Here is a 21,273-nt window from a genome sequence, read left to right on the forward strand (position 1 = left end):
GGCTCAGCCCCCGGTCATGGGCGGGAAGAAGGCGATCTCGCGCGCATCCCCCAGCGGGGCGTCGGGCTTCACATGGCGGCGGTCGAGGGCCGCGCGCACCACGGCGGGGTTCTCGAAGGCATAGGCGTGGCCGCCGCCCTTGGCCTTCAGCCATCCGGCGAGGTCAGCCACGGTGGTGATGCCGGCCGGCACCTCGATTTCTTCCTCGGCGCGCCCGACGCGTTCCCGCAGCCAGGCGAAATAGAGCACCTTCACCGATTGTCTCCTGCCACCAGATGGCGTCCCCCGGCGCGGAAATAATCATAGCCCGTATAGAGGGTGAGGACCGCTGAGACCCAAAGCAGCACCAGCCCGGCGAGCGTCACGCCCGGCACCAGCCTGTCACCCGCAGGACCTGCCAGCAGGAAGCCTACGGACACCAGCTGGAGCGTGGTCTTCCACTTGGCGAGGCGGGAGACGGGCACACTCACACGCAGCTCGGCCAGGAACTCGCGCAGGCCGGAGACAAGGATCTCGCGGCACAGGATCACCACCGCCGCCCACATGGACCAGCCCCGGATGGTGCCGTCGAAGGCCAGCATCAGGAGGCAGGTGGAGACCAGCAGCTTGTCGGCGATGGGATCCAGCATGCGGCCGATGGCCGATTGCTGCGACCAGGCGCGGGCCAGATAGCCGTCGAAGAAATCGGTGACGGCGGCGGCCACGAACAGGCCCAGCGCCACCCAGCGCAGCACGAAGCCGCCCTGCAGGAAGTCGGCCCAGAACAGGCAGGCCGCCACCAGCGGCACCGCCGCGCAGCGGGAATAGGTGAGAATGTTCGGCAGCGAGAAGGCGAGGTTCCGCGCCGGTGCGGGAGAGGATGGTCGGGTCACTGCTTCGGCCATGCCTTGGGGCTCGTCATTGCGCGGCGGGGCGCCGGTTTCGGAGAGCGTGTGCGGGACACTGTGCGCGGCAAAGCCGGCGAGGTCGAGGCCGCCTCACGCGCCGATGCGATCATGGAAATACTCGTAGATGGCCCGTGCCGTCGAGGCATTTACGCCCTGAACCTGCTCAAGATCCGCAAGCGATGCCCGCTCGATGGCCTTAAGGGTACCGAAGTGCCGCAGAAGCGCCCTTTTGCGGGTGGGGCCGACACCGGGGATGGCTTGCAGGCCGGCGTCCGAAATGTCCTTTTTGCGCCGGGCGCGGTGCGAGCCGATGGCGAAGCGGTGGGCCTCGTCGCGCAGGCGCTGGATGAAATAAAGCACCGGATCGCGCGGTTCCATGCGGAACGGCTGTTGTCCGGGAATGAAGAACTGCTCCCGCCCCGCTTCGCGGTCGAGGCCCTTGGCGATGCCCACCAGCGGCACGTCGGTGATGCCCAGTTCATCCATCACCACCCGCGCGGCATTGAGCTGGCCGAGGCCGCCGTCGATCAGCACGAGGTCAGGCCAGGGGGACGCCTCGTCGGCGGCCTCCTGCACTTCGGCGGGGGTGGGGGCAAGGGGCGTGGGGGGCATGGTGGCATCCACGGGAATCTCGCCCGGCTCGCCGCGCGTGCGCCAGTTCTCCTTGTCCTCGATGGCCTTGCCGGGGGGAGCCGGGGCGGGCTGGGGGGGAGCCGGGGTATCCGCTGCCGCGATGGCGGTCTCGCCCTCGGCCGCCGGCGCGCCTGCACGGGGCGCTTCCTTCAGCAGGCGGGAGAAGCGGCGGCGCAGAACCTCCCGCATCATGCCGTAATCGTCGCCGGGCACGAGGTCGGCGGACTTGATGTTGAACTTGCGATACTGGCTCTTCCGGAAGCCTTCCGGACCGGCCACGATCATGCCGCCCACCGCATTGGTGCCCATGATGTGGGAGTTGTCATAGACCTCGATGCGCTGCGGCGTCTTCGGCAGCTTGAGGGCGGCGGCGAGGCCGTCCAGCAACTTACCCTGCGTGGCCGTCTCGGCGAGCTTGCGGCCCAGCGCCTCGCGGGCGTTCTGCAGGGCGTGGTCCACCAGATCGCGCTTCTCGCCGCGCTTGGGGGCGGCGATCTCCACCTTGTATTCGCTCTTTTGCGACAGGGCCTCTGCGATGAGGTCCTGCTCCTCCACATCGTGGCTCAGGAGGATGAGGCGCGGGACGGGCTTGTCCTCATAGAACTGGGACAGGAAGGGGCCGAGCACGTCCTTCTCGTCCAGCGAGCGGTCGGCGCGGGGATAATAGGCGCGGTTGCCCCAGTTCTGGCCGGTGCGGAAGAAGAACACCTCGATGCAGGTAGCCCCGCCCTGCTGGGTGCAGGCGAACACGTCCGCCTCCTCCACCGAGCGCGGATTGATGCCCTGCGTGCCCTGCACGGCGGAGAGTGCGGCGAGGCGGTCGCGCAGGCGGGCCGCGCGCTCGAACTCCAGTTCCTCGGCGGCGGCCTCCATTTCCCTGGCCAGTTCCTCCTTGATGGCGCGGGAGCGCCCGGCGAGGAAGAAACGGGCCTCGCGCACCAGCTCGGCATAGTCGGCGGGGGCGATCTCGTCGGTGCAGGGGCCGGAGCAGCGCTTGATCTGGTAGAGCAGGCAGGGACGCGAGCGGTTCTCGTAATAGCTGTCCGAGCAGGAGCGCAGCAGGAAGGCGCGCTGGAGTGCGTTGATGGTGCGGTCCACCGCCCACACGCTGGCAAACGGCCCGTAATAGTCGCCGGGCTTGGTCCGCGCGCCGCGATGCTTGAGGATCTGCGGTGCCGGATGGTCGGCGGTGATGAGGATGTAGGGGAAGGACTTGTCGTCCCGCAGCAGCACGTTGAAGCGCGGCTTCAGCTGCTTGATGAGGTTGGCTTCCAGCAGCAGCGCCTCCGGCTCGGTGCCGGTGGTGACGAACTCCATGCTGGCGGTGGCCGAGATCATCCGCGCGATGCGGTTGGTGTGGCCGATGAGGCGCGTGTAGCTGAGAATGCGCTTCTTGATGCTCTTGGCCTTGCCCACATAGAGCACCGTGCCGTCCGCCCCCAGCATGCGGTAGACGCCCGGCCCCATGGGCGCGTGCTTGGCGGCGCGCGCGATCACCGCGCGCCCGGTGGCGAGCGGGCCTTCGGCGACTTCGGCCTCGTCCGCTTCGTCCTCGGCCAGGAGCAGTACGGCGTCGTCTTCGGTATCTTGGGCGTCCAGACCTTCCGTAACGTCGGGCTGGTCGAGCGGGGGGCGTGACATCATGGGCGGAAGGTAGGCACTCCTGCGGGCAAGGGCCAGTGGGGCTTTGAGGCTGTCCCGAACCTAGCTGCGGATGAGCCTTCCGGCGTTGAAACGCATGGACTTTGCGGCAGAACCGGGTACCAATCGGCCCCGCGCATCCGCCGGAATACCCATGTTCAGCTTCCTCTCCATCCGCTCCAAGATTCTCGCCATGCTGCTGTTCTGCGGCCTCGGCTGTCTGGTGGTGGCGAGCTATGTGTCCCTGCGCAGCGGCATCAATACGCTGAAGGCGACCATCTTCGAGCAGCTCACCACCCTGCGCACCGCCAAGACCCAGCAGGTGACGGCGTGGTTCAAGGACGTGTCCGAGGACTTCAGCGACATTTCGCAGGACACGCCGAGCATGGCCGGCGTGCAGGCCTTCACCGCCGCCTTCGCGCAGCTGGGGCAGGGGGCTCCGGCCACCGCCAGCCCCGCGCTGGACGCCTATTACCGCGACAAATTCCTGCCCACCTTCGCCAGCCTCGTGGATGCGCCGCTGGTGCCGCGCGGCTTCCTGCCCGCGAGCCCGGCGGGCCTCGCCCTCCAGGACGCCTATGTGCGGCGCAATCCCGATCCGGTCGGCACCGGCGGCGTGAAGGAAACGGGCGTGACCTCGGGGCCGGGGGGCACGGCGTCCGCCTATGACGCAGCGGTGGCCCAGTTCCAGCCCTTCTTCCGCCGGGCGGTGGAGACCCACGCGCTGGAGGACATGCTGCTGGTCGATGTCGCCACCGGCAACGTCGTTTATACGGTGGCCAAGCGCACGGATCTCGGCGCGAACCTGCTCACCGGCCACCTCTCAAGTTCTGGCGCGGCCCGTGCCTTCCGCCGGGTGCTGGAGGGCGGCGGCGTGCCCGGCCATACGGTGCTGGAGGACTATTCCTCTTATGTGCCCGCCGGGCTGCGGCCAACCGCCTTCGTCGCCGCGCCGGTGTTCGCCGACGGCACGCTCGTGGGCGTGCTGATCGGGGTACTGTCGAGCGCGCAGGTCAACAGTCTCATGACCAATGACCGCCACTGGGTGGAGGCGGGCCTCGGCCGCACCGGCGAGGTCTATCTGGTGGGCGCGGGCGATCTGCTGATGCGCTCGCCCTCCCGCTTCCAGATCGAGGATCCGGAGGCCTATTACAAGGCGCTGACGAATACTGGCGTCAGCGCGGAGACCATCGCCCGCATCAAGCATTTCAATTCCGCCGTGCTGTTCCAGAGGATCAGCACCACGGGCGCCCGCGATGGCCAGCACGGGCAGGCCAACACCATGATCGTCACCGACTACCGGGGCGTTCAGACCCTCGCGTCCTGGGCGCCGGTGGCGGTGCACGGGTTGCACTGGGTCGTCGTCGCCCAGCAGGACGAAGCCGAGGCCATGGTGCCGGTGAGCGATCTGCAGGGCTCCATCCGCCTCGTGGCGGCGCTGGCGGCGGTGCTGCTGACCGGCGTGTCGGTGGTGCTCGCCAGCGTGTTCACGCGGCCGATCCGTGCCGTGCTGCGCGGGGTCAACGAGTTGGCGGCGGGCGACGAGAGCGTGCGCATCCCGGTGAAGGGGCGGGACGAATTCTCCGATCTTGCCCGCGCCTTCAACGCCATGGCGGGGGAGATCGCGGAGCGCTCGGCCCGCATCGAGCAGAAGACCGCCGCCTACGAGCAATTGCTGCGCAATTTCTATCCGGACCTCATCGCCGACCGCATCCGCATGGGCGAGGAGAGCTTTTCGGAGCGCGTGCGCAATGTCTGCATGGTTGTTCTGGTCATCGACGGCTTCGAGAGCCTCGTGGGCGGAGCCTCCGGCGACACGCTGACCCGCATCGACGCGGTGGTGAGCGAGATCGACGAGGCCTGCACCAGTGCGGGCCTCGAGAAGATCCGCACCATCGGCGAGACCTATATCGCCGCCTGCGGCCTCTCAACGCCGCGCCTCGACGCCGCCCAGCGCAGCCTCGCCTTCGTGCAGCAGGTGAGCGCCACGCTGGACCGGCTGTCGCGTCTCTATGATCTGCCGCTGGATGTGCGCGCCGGGCTGGCGCTGGGGGATGCGGAAATCGGCATCGTGGGTCGCCACCGCATGCTCTACGACGTGTGGGGCCTCACCATGCTGGAAGCCCGGCGCATCGTCTTCGAGGCCGAGCCGGGCTCGATGCGCGTGACCGCCGCCGTGCGCCAGCAGCTTGGCGATCCGGAGGGCTTTGCCCGCATGCCGGACATCCAGCTGTTCGACGAAACCCACGTGGAGACGTGGCAGGCGCCGGTCGGCGCCCAGCCGGCGGCGTGAGGCGCCCATGTTCGAAGGCGTCGAGCACCATGTCACCGAGTTTCGCTGGACGCTGCTGATCGTCTTCGGCTTCCCGCTGCTGACGGTGGTGCTGATCGAGCTGTCGCGGCGTTTCGCGCTGCCCGGCTCGCCTCTGCGCCGGCCCATGCGGCTGTTGCAGGCCATCGTGCTGCCGGCGGGCGTGCTGTGGATCATCGTCCACCAGTTGCTGCACCTGCCACCGGACGGCCTCATGGTGAAGGTGGTGGACACGGCGGTGGGCATCCTGCTGCTGCACGCGGTGTTCACCAGTCTGCAAAGCCTCATCGTCGCCTTCAGCGAGCAGGTGAACCGGCTGCCGGCACCGCGCCTGTTCTATGAGCTGGCGTCCTCCGCCATCGTGGCAGTGGGGGCGGCGATCATCGTCTCCACCATCTGGGATGTGGACCTCGGCAGCCTGCTTGGCGCGCTGGGCATCGGCTCGGTGGTGCTGGGCCTCGCCCTGCAGAATGTCATCGGCGGGCTGGTGGCGGGCGTCATCGTCTTCTCCGGCCGCCATTTCGGGCTCGGCGACTGGCTGACCATCGACGATGCGCCGGCGAAAGTGGTGCAGATCGACTGGCGGGCGATCACGGTGGAGACGCTCAGCGGCCAGCGGGTGGTCATCCCCAGCGCCAACATGTCCGGCCAGTCCATGCGCATCATCCGCGCCCGCCAGCCGGTGGGGGTGCAGGCCAAGGTGCTGCTGCCGCTCACCGCTGCTCCGGATGCCGCCAAGCAGGCCCTGCGCCAAGCGGCTCTCGACGTGCCGCAACTGGTGGATCCCGCCAGGCTCTCCTGCCGCATCAGCGAGGCGGGCGCGGACGGCATGCTCTATAATGTGAGCTTCCTGGTGGCCGACGCCACGCAGGTCTCCGCCGCGCGGGACGTCTTCTTCCATCGCCTCTGGTACGTGGGGCAGCGCCACGGCCTCGCCATCGGCGGCGGCGACCACGACCATGAGCAGCTTTACGGTGCGGACACGCCGCAGCTGCGGGCAGAGGCGCTGGCCGCCAGCGGGGCGTTCGGACCCGCCTCCGAGGGGCTTCTGGAACTGGCCTCTGCCGCCCGGCTGCAAGTCTATGCGGCTGGCGAGAGCATCCTGCGGGCCGGGGCGGTGGCACCGGGCTTCCTGATGTTCCTGTCGGGCGAGGCGCGGGTGGTGCTGCCCGCCGGCGGCAGTGCGCTGGTGGAGCACCTCTCGGCCGGCGACCTCTATGCCACGCGCGACATGTTCCGCGGTGCGGCCGCGCAGGCGCGGGTGGTGGCGGAAAGCGACGTGCGCCTGCTGCTGATGCCGGTGGCGGCCATGGAGCGCCTGCTGGAAGGTGCGCCGGCGCTGGCGCGGGCGGTGGATCTGGTGGTGGAGGCGCACAGCGCGGCCCTGTCCGAATCGCTGGCGGCCGGGCGCGGCGCCTGAGTCCCGGCCGGTCGATTCACTCCCGATTCACCACGCCCGCGCATGGCGGGCGGCTGGCGATGTTTCCTTTGCCATTGAGGCTCTAAGTCGTCTCCATCGGGCGAAGTGTTGGTCTCGCCCTTGATGAGGAGATGCGTATGAACACCCGCTTCCTTGCCGGGCTGGCTGGCCTTGCCCTGGCGGCGACCCCGATGGTTGCGACACCTTCGGCCGCGGCCGATCTCTCGGGCCGCTATGGCTACGGCTATGCGCCCGCGCAGGCGGCGCCGCTGCCGTCCTGGACCGGCTTCTATGTGGGCGCCAATGCCGGCTACGGCTGGGGTTCTGCGGCGGGAATGGAGCCCAGCGGCTTCGTGGGCGGCATCCAGGGCGGCTACAACCTGCAGTTCGCGGGCTCGCCCTTCATGGTTGGCGTGGAAACCGACTTCAACTGGTCCGGCCAGAGCGACGGGCCCTTCAAGCTGAATAATCTCGGCACCATCCGCGCCCGCGCCGGCATCACGTCCGATCGTATCCTCGTGTACGGCACCCTCGGTGCCGCCTATGGCCAGGGCGAATATCAGGTGGCGGGTCTGAGCAACAGCCAGACATCCTGGGGTTGGGCCTTGGGTGCCGGTGCGGAATACGCATTGGATCGTAATTGGAGCGCCCGTGCCGAGTATATGTATGTCGATCTCGGCGATTCTACTTATGGATCATGGTTCGGCCCCACGTCAGCTGGCTATGACGGCAGCGTACTTCGGGCTGGCGTGAACTATCGTTTCTGATCCGTTAACTGGCGGCGGGCTGTTCAGAATGCTGAAAAAGAGGCATCCCGCCGCCGATGGGGCCACAAATTGTGTCCCGATATGGACTGTATGCCGCAATTTTGCCCCCCTTTCCGGAGGTTGTGTTGCCCAAGGGTCACAGACGGAGGTGGGTCAACCGATGTATGGTCCGTGTCATTCTGGTTCTTCGTCGAAAAAAGGTGTTCTCATGTTGAAGCGCGCTCTCGCCGGGGTCTCCGCCCTGGCAATCCTCGGCTGCGGCGCCGCCTCCGCGGCTGACCTCGCCACCCGTTACCCCGTGAAGGCCGTTGTTCCGGTCGTTCCCGTGTTCTCCTGGACCGGCTTCTACATCGGCGGCAACGTCGGTTACGCCTGGGCCAACAACAGCTACGACTACACCTCGCCGCTCGGCTTCACCACGTCCTACGACGTGGGCGGCGGTGACGGCTGGGTTGCCGGTCTGCAGGCTGGCTACAACTACCAGTTCGCCAACAACGTCGTGCTCGGCATCGAGGCCGACATCGACTGGACCGGCGTCGGCGGCAGCAACGGCATCTTCACCGGCCCGCTCGTCGGCACCAACTCCGTGGCCGGCGGCGAGCTGGACTACTTCGGCACCATCCGCGCTCGCGTGGGTTATGCCTTCGACCGTTGGCTGCCGTACGTCACCGGCGGCGCCGCGTGGGGCAAGATCGACAACGGCACGTTCTACGGCTTCGACAACAGCTCCACCAACTGGGGCTGGACGATCGGCGCTGGCGTCGAATACGCCATCACCAACAACCTGACCGCCAAGCTCGAGTACCTGTACGTCGATCTGGACGGCAACACCCTGACCAACCCGTTCAACCTGTCCACCGTCAGCACCTCGTTCGACATGAGCGTGGTGAAGGCCGGCGTGAACTGGAAGTTCTGATCTTAAGCCTCACGGCTTGAGAGAGGGCCTCGGACGAAAGTCCGGGGCCCTTTTTGTTTGCGCGCCCGGTGGGCGGGTGCCATGCTGCCTGGCATGGGCACCGGTTTGCCGGCTTCGCGTTCAGGTTGCAGGTGTCGGGGACTGCCGTGTTGCGATGCGGCAACGGCTGTTGCGCGGGTGCCTCTTCCGTGCCGGGCCTGTCACCGAGAGATCAAGGCCGTGCCACGGCTTTGCCTTGGGTCAGCCATCGCCTTGCCGGCCTCCTGGGTGATCCTCTGCCGGAATGAAACACGGCAAAGGGGTGCAGTCATGAAGCCGTTCCTTGTCTCGGGTGTCCTTGCGAGCGCCCTGTTCGCGGCGCCTGCGATGGCGGCCGACATGGCTCGCGCGCCCGTGGTCGCGGCGCCGATCGTCAGCGCCGCGCCCCCGGTGTTTTCCTGGACGGGCTTCTATATCGGCGCGAACGCCGGCTATGCCTGGGGCTCCGGCACCGGCGTCGCCGACAGCTTCGCCAGCAGTCCGGACGGTTGGCTGGCAGGCGGTCAGGTCGGCTACAACTACCAGTTCCAGAACAACATGCTGATCGGCCTTGAAGCCGATGTGCAGGCGGCCGACATCGGCGGCGGCAATGCCTTCGCCTCGTCCAAGATGGACAGCTTCGGCACCGTGCGCGCCCGCCTCGGCTATGCCTTCGACCGCGTGCTGCCCTACGTGACCGGCGGTTTCGCCTGGGGTAACAACAAGATCACCGCGCCGGGTTATAGCCAGTCGGACACGCTGACCGGCTGGACCGCCGGTGCGGGTGTGGAATATGCGCTGACCAACAATTGGACCGCCCGCGCCGAGTATCTCTACACCGACTTCGGCAAGAGCAATTACGACGGTCTGCTGGGCGAGGCGGGGCTGAACAGCTCCACGGCACGCCTTGGCGTGAACTACAAGTTCTGAGCAAGCGGGTGGCCCTTGGCCGCCGGTTGCAAGTCTTTCCCGAAGGGGACGCGGTGCAGGCCGCGTCCCCTTTTCGTTGCGGGCGCGGTAACACGCGGATGCAATTGTTGAACGGCTGGAACGGCCTGAAACGGCGGCTGCGCCTCGCTTTGGCCCCGAGGCCCATGATAGGAGCCGAACCGGACTTAGGGCACGTGCTGCTTTGATTGTGCGCATTCAAAGCAGAAAGACGTTCTCTATCAATGTGTAAAAGGCGAAAGCGCAGGGCGGTCGATTCGACTGCCGGCTTCGTCGGTCTGGAAGAAGAGGGCTGAAATGGCTCGTGATTTGGCTGCCTCCGAAGTGTCCCCCCTGCGTGTCGGCGTGACCGGCATCGGCATCATGGGGTCCAACCATGCGCGCGTGCTGGCGGAACTGCCCGGCGCGGAACTGGTGGCGGTGGCCGATCCCGACCAGGCCCAGGCCAAGCGCGTGGCTGATGTTCTCGGCTGCCAGGCGGTGGCCGATCATCACCAGTTGCTGGCCCTCGGCCTCGACGCGGTGATCGTGGCCGCCCCGACCCATCTGCATCACTCCGTGGCGCTGGACGTCATCAACGCCGGCTGCTCGGTGCTGGTGGAGAAGCCCGTCGCCTCCACCGTGGAGCAGGGCAAGGAGATCGTCGCCGCCGCCAAGGCCAAGGGCGTGACCCTCATGGTCGGCCATGTGGAGCGCTTCAATCCGGCGGTGCAGGCGGTCAAGAAGGCCATCGAGGGCGAGGACCTGCTCTCCGTCGCCATCACCCGCGTCGGCCCCTTCCCGCCGCGCATGTCCAACGTGGGCGTGGTGATCGACCTTGCCGTGCACGACATCGACCTGATCCGCTGGTTCACCGGCTCGGACATCGTGGAAGTGCAGCCGCAGACCTCCAGCGCGCTGGCGGAGCGCGAGGACATCGCGCTGCTCCAGTTCCGCACCGCCTCGGGCGTGCTGGCCCACATCAACACCAACTGGCTGACGCCCTTCAAGGCGCGCACGGTGCATGTGGCGACCCGCAAGAAATACGTGATCGGCGACCTGCTGACCCGTCAGGTCACGGAGTGCTTCGACTATCGCCCGGACGGCTCCTACTCCATGCGCCACCTGCCCGTGGCCTATGCGGAGCCGCTGCGCACCGAGCTGTCGCGCTTCCTTGAGGCCGTGCGCACCAAGAGCGAGGCGCCGGTGAGCGGCGACGAGGGCGTCGCCAGCCTCGAGATCGCCATCGCCTGCCTGACCGAGCGGGTGGAAGCGGCCGAGCGCGCCAAGGTGCGCCGCGCCGGCTGATCTCCTTCAGGGATCTGAAAAGGCGGGCCTGAGGCCCGCCGCTTTGACCGATATTCCGCTCCGCGCCTTTCCGCGCGCGTGGGCTCCATCAAGGACATCCGAGCCATGACTTCGCCTGCCCCGGCGTTCGCCTCGCCCATCCCCTTCATCGACCTTGCCGCCCAGAAGGCCCGTCTCGGCGCCGGCGTGGACAAGGCCGTGCAGGCGGTGCTGGACAGCTGCCGCTTCGTGAACGGCCCGGAAGTGACCAAGTTCGAGGCCGATCTGGCCGCCTTCGCCGGTGCCAAGTATGCGGTCTCCTGCTCCAGCGGCACGGATGCGCTGGCCATGCTGCTGATGGCCTGGGGCGTCGGCCCCGGCGATGCGGTGTTCTGCCCGGCCTTCACCTTCTGCGCCACGGCGGAAGTGGTGCCGTGGGTGGGCGCGACCCCGGTGTTCGTGGATGTGAAGGCGGACACCTTCAACATGGATCCGGCCAGCTTCGAGCAGGCCGTTGCGGTGGCCAAGGAGAAGGGCCTGACCCCCAAGGTGGTCATCCCCGTCGATCTGTTCGGCCAGCCGGCGGACTATGACGCGCTGCTGCCGATTGCCGAGAAGCACGGCCTCAAGGTGCTCTGCGACACCGCGCAGGGCTTTGGCGGCACCTGGAACAACAAGCGCACCGGCTCCATCGGCGATGCCACCGCCACCTCCTTCTTCCCCGCCAAGCCGCTCGGCTGCTATGGCGACGGCGGCGCCATCCTCACCGATGACGCCGACCTCGTGGCGGTGCTGAAGAGCGTGCGCGAGCACGGGCAGGGCGTGGACAAGTATGAGAACGTGCGCATCGGCATGACCGCGCGTCTCGACACCATCCAGGCGGCGGTGCTGCTGGAGAAGCTGGCCATCTTCGAGGAGGAGATCGCCGCCCGCGAGGCTGTCGCCCGCCGCTATAACGAGGCGCTGGCCGATGTGGCCATCGTGCCCTTCGTGGACAAGCGCGCCACCTCGGTGTGGGCGCAGTACACCATCCGCCTCGCCCCCGGCCTGCGCGATGCGCTCGCCAAGGCGCTGCAGGCGGAGGGCATTCCCACCGCCGTCTATTACCGCATCGCCATGCACCGCCAGCCGGCCTATGCGCAGTATCCGGCGGCGGCCGAGAGCCTGCCGGTGGCCGAGGGCCTGTGCGCCGAAGTGATCAGCCTGCCCATGCACGCCTATCTGGCTGCCGAGACGCAGGACAAGATCATCGCCGCCGTGCGTCGCGCGCTCGGCAAGTGACGCCGAGCCCCCCTTGATGTGAGACCGATCCGCCGCCTCCGGGCGGCGGTTTCGTTTTTAACGGTCGTGTTTTAGGGTCGCGGCCATCGCGCCCGAGGCCCCGCATCCATGTTTCGCAAGATCCTTTCCGTCGGCGGCTTCACCCTTCTGTCGCGGCTCACCGGCTTCATCCGCGACATCATCATGGCGGCGGTTCTCGGCGCCGGTCCGGTGGCGGACGCCTTCCTCATCGCCTTCCGCCTGCCGAACCATTTCCGCGCGATCTTCGCGGAAGGGGCGTTCAATGCCGCCTTCGTGCCCACCTACGCCCGGCTGAAGGAGCAGGGCGGCGTCGGTGCCGCGCGCAGCTTCGCCGACGAGGTGCTCACCGCCATGGCCATGGTGCATGCGGTGCTCCTCGTGCTGGCGCTCGGCTTCACGCCGGCCTTCGTCGGGCTGCTGGCACCGGGCCTCGCCGATGATCCGCAGCGCTTCGACCTTGCGGTGACGCTGACCCGCATCACCTTCCCCTATCTGGCGCTGATCTCGGTGGCGACCTTGATCTCCGGCGCGCTGAATTCCTCCGACCGGTTCGCCGTGGCGGCGGCCGCGCCCATCCTGCTGAACGTGTGCATGGTGGGCACGCTGCTCTCCGCCGCGCTGTTTCCCACCGTCGGCCACGCGGCGGCATGGGGCGTGCTGATCTCCGGCGTGTTGCAGGTTCTGCTGGTGGGATGGGACGCGGAGCGCAGCGGCATCGGCCTGCGCTTCGGCAAGCCGCGCCTCGATCCCGGTACCCGACAGTTCCTGAAGGCGCTCGGCCCCGGCATCATCGCCTCCGGCGGCGGGCAGATCGCCCTGTTCATGGATACGATCATCGCCACCTTCCTGCCGGCCGGCGCGCTGGCGGCGCTCTATTATGCCGACCGGATCTATCAGTTGCCGCTCGGCGTGGTGGCCATCGCCATCGGCACCGTGCTGCTGCCGGAAATGGCGCGGCGGCTGGCCTCTGGCGACGAGACGGGCGCCGCGCAGGCGCAGGCGCGCTGCATCGAGCTGGGCATCCTGCTGGGCCTGCCCTTCGTGGTGGCCTCCCTTCTCATTCCGGACCTGACCATGCGGGCGCTTTTCGCGCGGGGCGCCTTCACGCAGGCCGATGCGGCGGCGGCCGGCGCCACCTTGCAGGCCTATGCGGTGGGCCTGCTGGCCATGATGGTGGTGCGGGCCTTCGTCTCCCCCTTCACCGCGCGCGGCGATACCGCGACACCCATGAAGGCGTCGCTGACCGCCATCGCCCTCAACGTGGCGCTCAAGTTCGCGCTGATGGGCGCGCTGGCGCAGGTGGGGCTCGCGCTCGCCACCGCTGTCGGCGCCTGGATCAACGTGGGTCTGCTGGTGTGGTTCGCGCACCGGCGCGGCTATCCGGTGGGCGATGCGCGCCTGTCCGGCCATCTGGTGCGGCTCGCGCTGTGCGGGCTGGTGCTGGCGGCCGTGTTGTTCGGGGCGAATCGCCTGCTGGTGTCGGTCACGGCGGGCACGAACTGGGCGCGCGACGAGGTGATTTTCGTCGCTGTGGTACTGGCGGGGGGGCTTGCGTATTTGCTTGCCGTAGGGACACTGCTCGGGCGTCCGTTCCTGTCGGGCCTACTGGGAAGACCCACAAAGCGTGGTCGTGCCTAGTGCACACGTGAGGGGTGAAGCGCCGCGCGACCATTTTGCATTGCGGCAAGCTGTGCTATCGACCCATTCAAGAAGAAAGGCGCGTCAGTTGCGGGAGGCGCCGTTCCCCTGACAATCCGCCTCAGCGGCATCCTTTCGGAGCCCACTTCATGTCATTGCTGGTTCGCCTTCCGGTCAAGGCCCTCGGCGTCGTCTCGCTTCTGGCACTCGCCGCCTGCGGGCAGCCGCAGCAGCAGGGCGGTGCCCCGCCAGCGCCCACCGTGACCGTCGCCAAGCCGCAGCCGCAGAACATCACCGATTATGACGAATACGTCGGCCGCTTCGTGGCGGTGGACGAGGTGAATGTGAATGCGCGCGTCTCCGGTTATCTGTCGGAGATCCACTTCACCGACGGCCAGCTGGTGAAGAAGGGCGATCCGCTCTTCACCCTCGATCAGCGCCCCTTCAAGATCGCGGTGGAGCAGGCCGAGGCCAATGTGGCGCAGGCCCAGGCCAATCTCGACTTCGCGCAGACCGATCTCGAGCGCGCTCGCACCCTGCTGCAGGATCGCAACTCGACCGCGATCTCCAAGCAGACCTTCGACCAGCGCACCCAGACCGAGCGCACCGCGGCGGCGACCCTGCAGGCGCAGCAGGCTGCGCTCGCCTCGGCCAAGCTCGACCTCGAATTCTCGCAGCTCACCGCGCCGGTGGCCGGCCGCATCGGCGATCGCCGCGTGTCGGTGGGCAACTATGTGATCGGCGCCAGCGGCGGCACGCCGACCCTGCTCGCGGTCATCGTCTCGCAGGATCCGATCCGCTTCGAATTCACCTTCGATGAAGGCTCGCTGCTGCGCTACAAGACCTCCGGCAGCGCCGACGCCGGCCAGCCCGTGGACCTGAAGCTGCTCGACGAGAAGACCTTCGATCACAAGGGGAAGATGGACTTCCTGAACAATGTGATCGACCGTGACACCGGCACCATCCGTGGCCGCGCGGAGTTCAGCAATCCGGGCAACATCTTCCGTCCTGGCATGTTCGCCCGCATTCGACTTGCGGCCTCCAAGCCCTATGAGGCCCTGACCGTTCCGGACAGCGCCATCGGCTCCGAGCAGGTGCGCAAGTTCGTCTATGTGGTCGGTCCCGACAACACCATCGGCATGAAGTTCGTGGAACTCGGCCCGGTGGTGAACGGCCGCCGCGCCATCAAGTCCGGCCTCACCGCCGACGACGTGGTGGTGGTCAACGGCCTGATGCGCGTGCGTCCGGGCGTGAAGGTGACTCCGCAGGAAGAGAAGCCGGCGCAGGCCGGCGGCAATACGGGCACCCCCGCCGCCCCGGCGAAGTGAGGAGGCACACGCATGCGCTTCTCCCACTTCTTCATCGATCGCCCGATCTTCGCCTTCGTGGTGTCGATCGTGGTGATGATCCTCGGCGCGGTGACGTACACCCGCCTGCCCGTGGCCCAGTATCCGGACATCGCCCCTCCGGTGATCACCGTGACCGGCCAGTATCCCGGCGCCAGCGCCGAGACGGTCGCGGACACCGTCGTCGCGCCCATCGAACAGCAGATCAACGGCGTGGAGGGGATGCTCTATCTCTCCTCCAACTCGTCGGCTGACGGCCGCTTCACCATCTCGGTGACGTTCGACCTCGGCACCAATCTCGACATCGCGCAGGTGCAGGTGCAGAACCGCGTGGCCATCGCCTCGCCGCGCCTGCCCTCCGAGGTGCAGCAGATCGGTGTGATCACGGCGAAGAGCTCGCCGGACATCCTGATGGTGGTGAGCCTCTATTCGCCGGACGGTTCGCGCGATCCGCTGTTCATCTCCAATTATGCCAACGTGCAGATCAAGGACGTGCTGTCCCGCGTGGACGGCGTGGGCTCGATCACCGTGTTCGGCAGCCGCGACTACGCCATGCAGGTGTGGATGGATCCCCAGCGGCTCCAGACCCTCGACCTGACGGCGGCGGAAGTGGTGAGCGCCCTGCAGGCGCAGAACGTGCAGGTGGCGTCCGGCGTGCTGAACCAGCCGCCCATCGCCAATCCCGGCGCGTTCCAGATCGCCGTGCGCACGCTCGGCCGTCTCTCGACGCCGGAAGAGTTCGGCAACGTCGTCATCAAGCAGACGGCCACCGCTCTGGTGCGCCTGAAGGACGTGGCGAAGATCGAGATCGGGGCGCAGGATTATTCCTCCACCTCCTATCTCGACAAGGACACCTCCATCGCGCTTGGCGTGTTCCAGCGTCCCGGCTCCAACGCGCTCGCCACCGGCCAGACGGTGCAGGCGAAGATGGAGGAACTGGGCAAGTCGTTCCCGCAGGGCCTGAAGTACGCCATCTACTACAATCCGACCGAGTTCATCTCGCAGTCGGTGGATGCGGTGATCCACACCATCTTCGAGGCCATCATCCTCGTGGTCGTGGTGGTGGTTCTCTTCCTGCAGACCTGGCGCGCGGCGATCATCCCGATCCTCGCCATCCCGATCTCGCTGGTGGGCACCTTCTTCATCATGGGCCTGTTCGGCTTCTCGCTGAACAACCTGTCGCTGTTCGGCCTCGTGCTGGCCATCGGCATCGTGGTGGACGACGCCATCGTCGTGGTGGAGAACGTGGAGCGCAACATCGCGGCCGGCCTGTCGCCGCGCGATGCCGCCTACAAGACCATGGACGAGGTGGGCGGCGCGCTGGTGGCCATCTCGCTGGTGCTGTCGTCGGTGTTCATCCCCACCGCCTTCATCACCGGCATCTCGGGCGCCTTCTACCAGCAGTTCGCGCTCACCATCGCGGGTTCGACCCTGATCTCGCTGCTGGTGTCGCTGACCCTGTCCCCGGCCATGTGCGCGCTGCTGCTGAAGCCGCATGCCACCGGCCATCATCACACGGCCTGGTACGCCAAGCCGGTGGTGGGTTTCTTCAACCTGTTCAACCGGGGCTTCGAGGCGCTGGGCAACGGCTATGCGTCCATCGTCTCCCGCCTCGTGCGTGTCGTGGCGCTGGTGCTGATCGTCTATGGCGGCATCGTCGCCTTCGGCGGCTACCTGTTCGTGACGACGCCGCAGGGCTTCATCCCGGATCAGGATCGCGGCTACCTCATCGTGGCAGCCCAGCTTCCGCCGGGCTCCTCCATGGCCCGCACCGACGAGGTGATGAAGCGGGCGGCGGATCTGGTGCTCGGTACGCCGGGCGTCGGCCACATCGTGAACATCGTCGGCTTCTCGGGCGCCACCTTCACCAACGCCCCCAACGCCGGCGCCATGTTCGTGATCCTGGAGCCGTTCTCGCAGCGCGCCGGTGATCCGACCCGGACCGCCAGCGCCGTGCAGAAGCAGTTGTTCGGCAAGCTGGCCGCGATCCAGGACTCGCTGCTGATCGTGGTGCAGCCGCCGCCGGTCAACGGCATCGGCAATGCGGGTGGTTTCCGCATGATGATCGAGGATCGCGAAGGCCAGGGCCCGCAGGCGCTGCGCAACGCGGTCTATGCGATGATGGGTGCGGCGGCGCAGACGCCGGGCCTCCAGCAGGTGTATTCGCTGTTCGAGACCTCGACCCCGCAGGTCTATCTCGACATCGACCGCGCCAAGGCCCAGCTGCTGCGGGTGAACGTCTCCGACGTGTTCAGCGCCCTGCAGAGCTATATCGGCTCCACCTATGTGAACGACTTCAACCTGTTCAACCGCACCTTCCGTGTGCAGGTGCAGGCGGAAGGTCCGTATCGCAGGGAGGTGAAGGACATCCTCTCCATCCGGGTGAAGAATTCGGAAGGCGAGACGGTGCCCCTTGGCTCGTTCACTACGGTGCAGGACATCTCCGGTCCCTACCGCGTGCCGCGCTACAACCTCTATACGGCGGCCGAACTCGACGGCAGCCCGGCCCCCGGCTACTCGCAGGGGCAGGGCATCCAGATCATGCAGCAGCTCGCCCAAAAGGTGCTGCCGCAGGGCTTCGCCTATGAGTGGACGACGCTGGCCTTCCAGCAGGAGCGGGCCGGCAACACCGCCATCTTCGCCTTCGGGCTGGGCGTGGTGTTCGTCTTCCTGGTGCTGGCGGCGCAGTATGAAAGCCTGACGCTGCCACTCTCCGTGGTGCTCATCGTGCCCATGTGTCTGGTGGCGGGCCTTGGTGGCGTCATCCTGCGCGGGATGGACAACAACATCCTGACGCAGGTGGGCTTCATCGTGCTCATAGGTCTGGCGGCCAAGAACGCCATCCTCATCGTCGAGTTCGCCAAGCAATTGGAGGACCAGGGGATGGGGCGGCGCGAGGCCGCGGTGGAAGCAGCCCGGCTGCGTCTGCGCCCGATCATCATGACGTCGCTCGCCTTCATCCTCGGCGTGGTGCCGCTGGTGTGGGCCACGGGTGCCGGCGCGGAACTGCGTCAGGCGCTGGGCACGGCGGTGTTCTCCGGCATGATCGGCGTGACCTTCTTCGGCCTCATCTTCACGCCGGTCTTCTATGTGCTGGCGCGCTGGATGGCCTCCTTCGCGGAGCGCAAGAAGGGGCACGGGGCATCGGATCATCCCGCCCCGGCGGAGTGATCGGTCTATCAATAATCCCAGCGGCGCCGGTCTCCGGCGCCGCTTTCGTTTCAACGACAGGAGCCGGGTCGGACCGGATGGAAACATCTGGTCCGTGAATCCGCCTCCTCACTCAAGTCACCCGAGTTCCCATGCCTGCTCAGAACCCAACCGGCCTGCCGTTCGATGACATCCGTCATCTCGTTGCCACCATGCCCGCCGCCGATCAGGCCGCCGGCGACATGGCGCGTGCCCGTCAGGGCGATCTGCTGAAGCCGCCGGGCGCGCTCGGCCGGCTGGAGGAGATCGCCATCCATCTGGCGACCTGGCAGGGCAAGGGCATGCCTTCCGCCGACCGGCCCATGGTGGCGGTGTTCGCGGCCACCCACGGCATCGCCGATCGGGGCGTCTCGCCCTATCCGGGCGCCGTGACCAAGCAGATGGTCGGCGCCTTCACCGACGGCAAAGCGGCGGTGAACCAGATCTGCTCGGCTTTCGATGCCGGCCTGCGCGTGTTCGATCTCGCGCTCGACCTGCCGACTCCGGACATCACGCAGGATGCGGCGCTGGACGAGCGCGCCTGCGCCGCCACCATCGCCTTCGGCATGCAGGCCATTGCCGGCGGCGCCGACGTGCTGGCGCTGGGCGAGATGGGCATCGGCAACACCACCATCGCCGCCGCCCTCTGCCACGCGCTCTATGGCGGCGAGGCCGAGGACTGGGTGGGCGCCGGCACCGGCTCCACTGGTGAGGTGCTGGACCGCAAGATCGCCGCCGTGAAGGAGGCCATCGCCTTCCATGGCGCGGCCCTGTCCGATCCGCTGGAGGCGCTGCGCCGGGTGGGCGGGCGCGAGGTGGCGGCCATTGCCGGCGCCATCCTCGCCGCGCGCCACGAGCGCGTGCCGGTGATCCTCGACGGCTATGTGGTGACGGCGGCCGCCGCGGTGCTGCACGCTATGGACGCCTCGGCGCTGGACCATTGCCTTGCGGGCCATGTCTCGGCCGAGAAGGCCCATGGGCGCCTGCTGGAGAAGCTGAAGCTGAAGCCGGTGCTGGATCTGGGCATGCGGCTGGGCGAGGGCTCGGGCGCGGCGGTGGCGCTGGGCGTGGTCAAGGCGGCGGTGGCCTGCCATCGCGGCATGGGCACCTTCTCGGAAGCGGGCGTTTCCGACAAGGCCTGAGAGCAATTCCCGCAGACGTGTGAGCGGTTCTGCGAAAGGAATGGCGACAAGCGAATAAGTGAAAAGCCTATTCGGCTGCGAGCAGCGGAGCCGGGCGGAGCACTGTGTGCCCCTCGGCCCCGGACTCAGGGACTTCTTCCGGCCGGTTCTTCAGGCAGCGGCTGGCGGGAAAGGCCAGCATCGCCCGCGTGCCGCCTTCCTGTCGATCGGAAAACGTCAGGCTGGCGCCGTGCAGGGTCGCGAGGCCGCGCACGATGGCAAGGCCGAGGCCCGCGCCACGTCCGCTCACCGGATCGAGCCGGCTTTCCCGATGATGGGGCGAGGGGGAAAGCGGCAGCTCCGCTTCCGCCATGCCGGGCCCGGTGTCCTCCACCATGAGGATGGGCATGCCCTCCGCAGCCCGATCCACGGCGAGGCGCACAGCCCCGCCCTCGGGGGTGAACTTCACAGCGTTGGACAACAGGTTCAGCACCATCTGCCGCAGCGCCCGCTCGTCGGCCCACAGGCGGGCGGGGCGCAGTTCCTCCACCGCCAGCGTGATGGTCCGGTTGGTGGCGCCAAGGCGCATCATGTGCGCGCAGTCGCGCGCCAGCGCGCCGAGGCAGACCGGCGTCTCCAGCAATTGCCGGTGCCCGCTTTCGATGCGGGCGAGATCGAGAATGTCGTCCGCCAGCGCCAGCAGATGGCGGCCGGAGGCGTGGATGTCCTGCGCATAGTCGCGATAGGCCGGCGTGCCGTGCGGGCCGAGCACCTCCTGCGCCATCACCTCCGAGAAGCCGAGGACGGCGTTCAGCGGCGTACGCAGTTCATGGCTCATCTCGGCGAGGAAACGCGACTTGGCGGCGCTCTCCGCCAGCGCGGCGGCGAGCTGCGCGGCCTCTGCCGCCGCCTCGGTGCGTCGGGCCTCCGACAGGCGCGCCAGTGTGCGGCGCAGGGTGAAGAGTTCGATGGCGCAGAACAGGAGCGGCGCTGCGGCGAGCCACAGCAGGGGAAAGTGAAGGCGGGCCAGCAGCAGGCAGGTGACGAAGGCGAGGACGGCGCCGCCCAGCCAGCGCACCGAGCGGCGGGCGTCCGCCAGCAAAGGCTCGAATCCGGTCCCGTCCGCCGCGGCCGGAGTTGCGGGCGCACGGTCGCCGGATGCGCCATTGGTGATGTGATCCGTTGCGGATCTCGTCATGCGCCCGAACCTTCCCGGCCCCACACCGGAGCCGCCCCCGACTCCTGCGCCCGCACGGTTTATGAAAGGTTAACGGCGGCCTCTGGCATTGACGGGACGCACTGGAATCGGGTTCTGCGGTGGGGATGCGCCTGCGCCCCCAGTCTCCCACCGATCTCCTCATTGCCTTCATGCTTCTGGCTGGCCTGTTCCTGCTGGCGCAGCATCTGGGCGGGCGGTGGCTCGACGGCGACACTGTGGACGGCCCGGCCTTCGCTGTGGATGGCGATACGCTGGAGGTGCGCGGCACCCGCGTGCGCCTCTCCGGCATCGATGCGCCGGAGCTGCGCCAGACCTGTGGTGCGGCCGAGAGCCTCTGGCCCTGCGGGGAGGTGGCCCACAAGGCGCTGCAGAAGGCGCTGGCCGGTGGGACGGTCCAGTGCGCCGGGCAGGGGCACGACCAGTACCGGCGGCTGGTGGCCATCTGCACGGTGGGCGAGGACGATGTCGCCGAGGATCTGGTGCGGGAGGGATTGGCGCTTTCCGCCGGCCGCTATGGCGCCTCCGAGCTGGAGGCGCGGGTGACACGGCGCGGGCTGTGGGCCGGCCCCTTCGAACGCCCCGCCGAGTGGCGTGCCGCTCATCCTCGCTGAGGGTGTTTCCGATCGGAATCGGGGCGCTTGACTCTTTCCG

The 21,273-nt window shown here is 67.8% G+C and carries 16 protein-coding genes; 12 read left to right on the forward strand and 4 right to left on the reverse strand.

Annotated features, from left to right (window positions below; all coding sequences use genetic code 11):
* Window positions 1-3: 3 nt before the first annotated feature.
* The 3 genes from moaD to uvrC form a co-directional block, all read right to left on the reverse strand.
* Entirely contained in the window at window positions 4-255 is a 252-nt protein-coding gene (gene moaD, locus IEW24_RS27495; RefSeq protein ID WP_188584124.1) for a molybdopterin converting factor subunit 1, read from the reverse strand.
* Window positions 252-884, reverse strand: coding sequence for a CDP-diacylglycerol--glycerol-3-phosphate 3-phosphatidyltransferase (gene pgsA, locus IEW24_RS27500; RefSeq protein ID WP_188584125.1), 633 nt, complete (start codon window positions 882-884; stop codon window positions 252-254). Before pgsA ends, moaD begins: the two co-directional genes overlap by 4 nt.
* A 93-nt stretch (window positions 885-977) precedes the next feature.
* Complete coding sequence (uvrC, locus tag IEW24_RS27505) at window positions 978-3,164, reverse strand: excinuclease ABC subunit UvrC (protein ID WP_188584126.1); 2,187 nt, start codon at window positions 3,162-3,164, stop codon at window positions 978-980.
* A 151-nt stretch (window positions 3,165-3,315) separates the two neighbouring features.
* Here uvrC and IEW24_RS27510 point away from each other — a divergent pair, with 151 nt between their 5' ends.
* The 11 genes from IEW24_RS27510 (at window position 3,316) to cobT (ending at window position 19,424) form a co-directional block, all read left to right on the forward strand.
* The gene (locus tag IEW24_RS27510) at window positions 3,316-5,454 is read left to right on the forward strand and encodes an adenylate/guanylate cyclase domain-containing protein (protein WP_188584127.1); all 2,139 of its coding nucleotides are present in this window, start codon (window positions 3,316-3,318) and stop codon (window positions 5,452-5,454) included.
* Window positions 5,455-5,461: 7 nt separating this feature from the next.
* On the forward strand, window positions 5,462-6,892 hold the full coding sequence (locus IEW24_RS27515; RefSeq protein WP_188584128.1) for a cyclic nucleotide-binding domain-containing protein: 1,431 nt from the start codon (window positions 5,462-5,464) through the stop codon (window positions 6,890-6,892).
* A gap of 137 nt (window positions 6,893-7,029) precedes the next feature.
* Window positions 7,030-7,659 (forward strand): outer membrane protein, encoded by a 630-nt coding sequence (locus IEW24_RS27520; RefSeq protein ID WP_188584129.1) that lies wholly within the window; start codon window positions 7,030-7,032, stop codon window positions 7,657-7,659.
* Window positions 7,660-7,867: 208 nt separating this feature from the next.
* The gene (locus IEW24_RS27525; RefSeq protein ID WP_188584130.1) at window positions 7,868-8,575 is read left to right on the forward strand and encodes an outer membrane protein; all 708 of its coding nucleotides are present in this window, start codon (window positions 7,868-7,870) and stop codon (window positions 8,573-8,575) included.
* Window positions 8,576-8,884: 309 nt separating this feature from the next.
* On the forward strand, window positions 8,885-9,523 hold the full coding sequence (locus IEW24_RS27530; RefSeq protein ID WP_188584131.1) for an outer membrane protein: 639 nt from the start codon (window positions 8,885-8,887) through the stop codon (window positions 9,521-9,523).
* Between the two features lie 315 nt (window positions 9,524-9,838).
* Window positions 9,839-10,828: a Gfo/Idh/MocA family protein gene (locus IEW24_RS27535; RefSeq protein WP_188584132.1), complete on the forward strand. Its 990-nt coding sequence runs from the start codon at window positions 9,839-9,841 to the stop codon at window positions 10,826-10,828.
* A gap of 105 nt (window positions 10,829-10,933) precedes the next feature.
* Window positions 10,934-12,088 (forward strand): DegT/DnrJ/EryC1/StrS family aminotransferase, encoded by a 1,155-nt coding sequence (locus IEW24_RS27540; RefSeq protein ID WP_188584133.1) that lies wholly within the window; start codon window positions 10,934-10,936, stop codon window positions 12,086-12,088.
* Between the two features lie 108 nt (window positions 12,089-12,196).
* Complete coding sequence (gene murJ / locus IEW24_RS27545) at window positions 12,197-13,747, forward strand: murein biosynthesis integral membrane protein MurJ (protein WP_188584134.1); 1,551 nt, start codon at window positions 12,197-12,199, stop codon at window positions 13,745-13,747.
* Window positions 13,748-13,896: 149 nt separating this feature from the next.
* A complete protein-coding gene (locus tag IEW24_RS27550) occupies window positions 13,897-15,075 on the forward strand; it encodes an efflux RND transporter periplasmic adaptor subunit (RefSeq protein WP_188584135.1) in 1,179 nt (392 codons plus the stop codon).
* 12 nt (window positions 15,076-15,087) lie between these two features.
* Window positions 15,088-18,264 carry an efflux RND transporter permease subunit gene (locus IEW24_RS27555; protein ID WP_188584136.1) on the forward strand — a complete coding sequence of 1,059 codons (3,177 nt, stop codon included), beginning with the start codon at window positions 15,088-15,090 and terminating at the stop codon, window positions 18,262-18,264.
* A 131-nt stretch (window positions 18,265-18,395) separates the two neighbouring features.
* Complete coding sequence (cobT, locus tag IEW24_RS27560) at window positions 18,396-19,424, forward strand: nicotinate-nucleotide--dimethylbenzimidazole phosphoribosyltransferase (RefSeq protein ID WP_188584137.1); 1,029 nt, start codon at window positions 18,396-18,398, stop codon at window positions 19,422-19,424.
* A 67-nt stretch (window positions 19,425-19,491) separates the two neighbouring features.
* Here the strand turns inward: cobT and IEW24_RS27565 are convergent, their stop codons facing one another.
* On the reverse strand, window positions 19,492-20,601 hold the full coding sequence (locus IEW24_RS27565) for a sensor histidine kinase (protein WP_188584138.1): 1,110 nt from the start codon (window positions 20,599-20,601) through the stop codon (window positions 19,492-19,494).
* 125 nt (window positions 20,602-20,726) lie between these two features.
* Between IEW24_RS27565 and IEW24_RS27570 the strand changes: the two genes are divergently transcribed.
* Window positions 20,727-21,233 carry a thermonuclease family protein gene (locus IEW24_RS27570; protein ID WP_188584139.1) on the forward strand — a complete coding sequence of 169 codons (507 nt, stop codon included), beginning with the start codon at window positions 20,727-20,729 and terminating at the stop codon, window positions 21,231-21,233.
* Window positions 21,234-21,273: the final 40 nt, after the last annotated feature.

This window comes from Azorhizobium oxalatiphilum (assembly GCF_014635325.1).
GTDB lineage: Bacteria > Pseudomonadota > Alphaproteobacteria > Rhizobiales > Xanthobacteraceae > Azorhizobium > Azorhizobium oxalatiphilum.

Coding starts and splice junctions, on each gene's coding strand:
- uvrC (WP_188584126.1), bottom strand. CDS start 3,164: ATGATGTCACGCCCCCCGCTCGACCAGCCCGACGTTACGGAAGGTCTG.
- pgsA (WP_188584125.1), bottom strand. CDS start 884: ATGGCCGAAGCAGTGACCCGACCATCCTCTCCCGCACCGGCGCGGAAC.
- cobT (WP_188584137.1), top strand. CDS start 18,396: ATGCCTGCTCAGAACCCAACCGGCCTGCCGTTCGATGACATCCGTCAT.
- IEW24_RS27530 (WP_188584131.1), top strand. CDS start 8,885: ATGAAGCCGTTCCTTGTCTCGGGTGTCCTTGCGAGCGCCCTGTTCGCG.
- murJ (WP_188584134.1), top strand. CDS start 12,197: ATGTTTCGCAAGATCCTTTCCGTCGGCGGCTTCACCCTTCTGTCGCGG.
- IEW24_RS27520 (WP_188584129.1), top strand. CDS start 7,030: ATGAACACCCGCTTCCTTGCCGGGCTGGCTGGCCTTGCCCTGGCGGCG.
- IEW24_RS27565 (WP_188584138.1), bottom strand. CDS start 20,601: ATGACGAGATCCGCAACGGATCACATCACCAATGGCGCATCCGGCGAC.
- IEW24_RS27570 (WP_188584139.1), top strand. CDS start 20,727: ATGCGCCTGCGCCCCCAGTCTCCCACCGATCTCCTCATTGCCTTCATG.
- IEW24_RS27510 (WP_188584127.1), top strand. CDS start 3,316: ATGTTCAGCTTCCTCTCCATCCGCTCCAAGATTCTCGCCATGCTGCTG.
- IEW24_RS27515 (WP_188584128.1), top strand. CDS start 5,462: ATGTTCGAAGGCGTCGAGCACCATGTCACCGAGTTTCGCTGGACGCTG.
- IEW24_RS27525 (WP_188584130.1), top strand. CDS start 7,868: ATGTTGAAGCGCGCTCTCGCCGGGGTCTCCGCCCTGGCAATCCTCGGC.
- IEW24_RS27540 (WP_188584133.1), top strand. CDS start 10,934: ATGACTTCGCCTGCCCCGGCGTTCGCCTCGCCCATCCCCTTCATCGAC.
- IEW24_RS27550 (WP_188584135.1), top strand. CDS start 13,897: ATGTCATTGCTGGTTCGCCTTCCGGTCAAGGCCCTCGGCGTCGTCTCG.
- IEW24_RS27555 (WP_188584136.1), top strand. CDS start 15,088: ATGCGCTTCTCCCACTTCTTCATCGATCGCCCGATCTTCGCCTTCGTG.
- IEW24_RS27535 (WP_188584132.1), top strand. CDS start 9,839: ATGGCTCGTGATTTGGCTGCCTCCGAAGTGTCCCCCCTGCGTGTCGGC.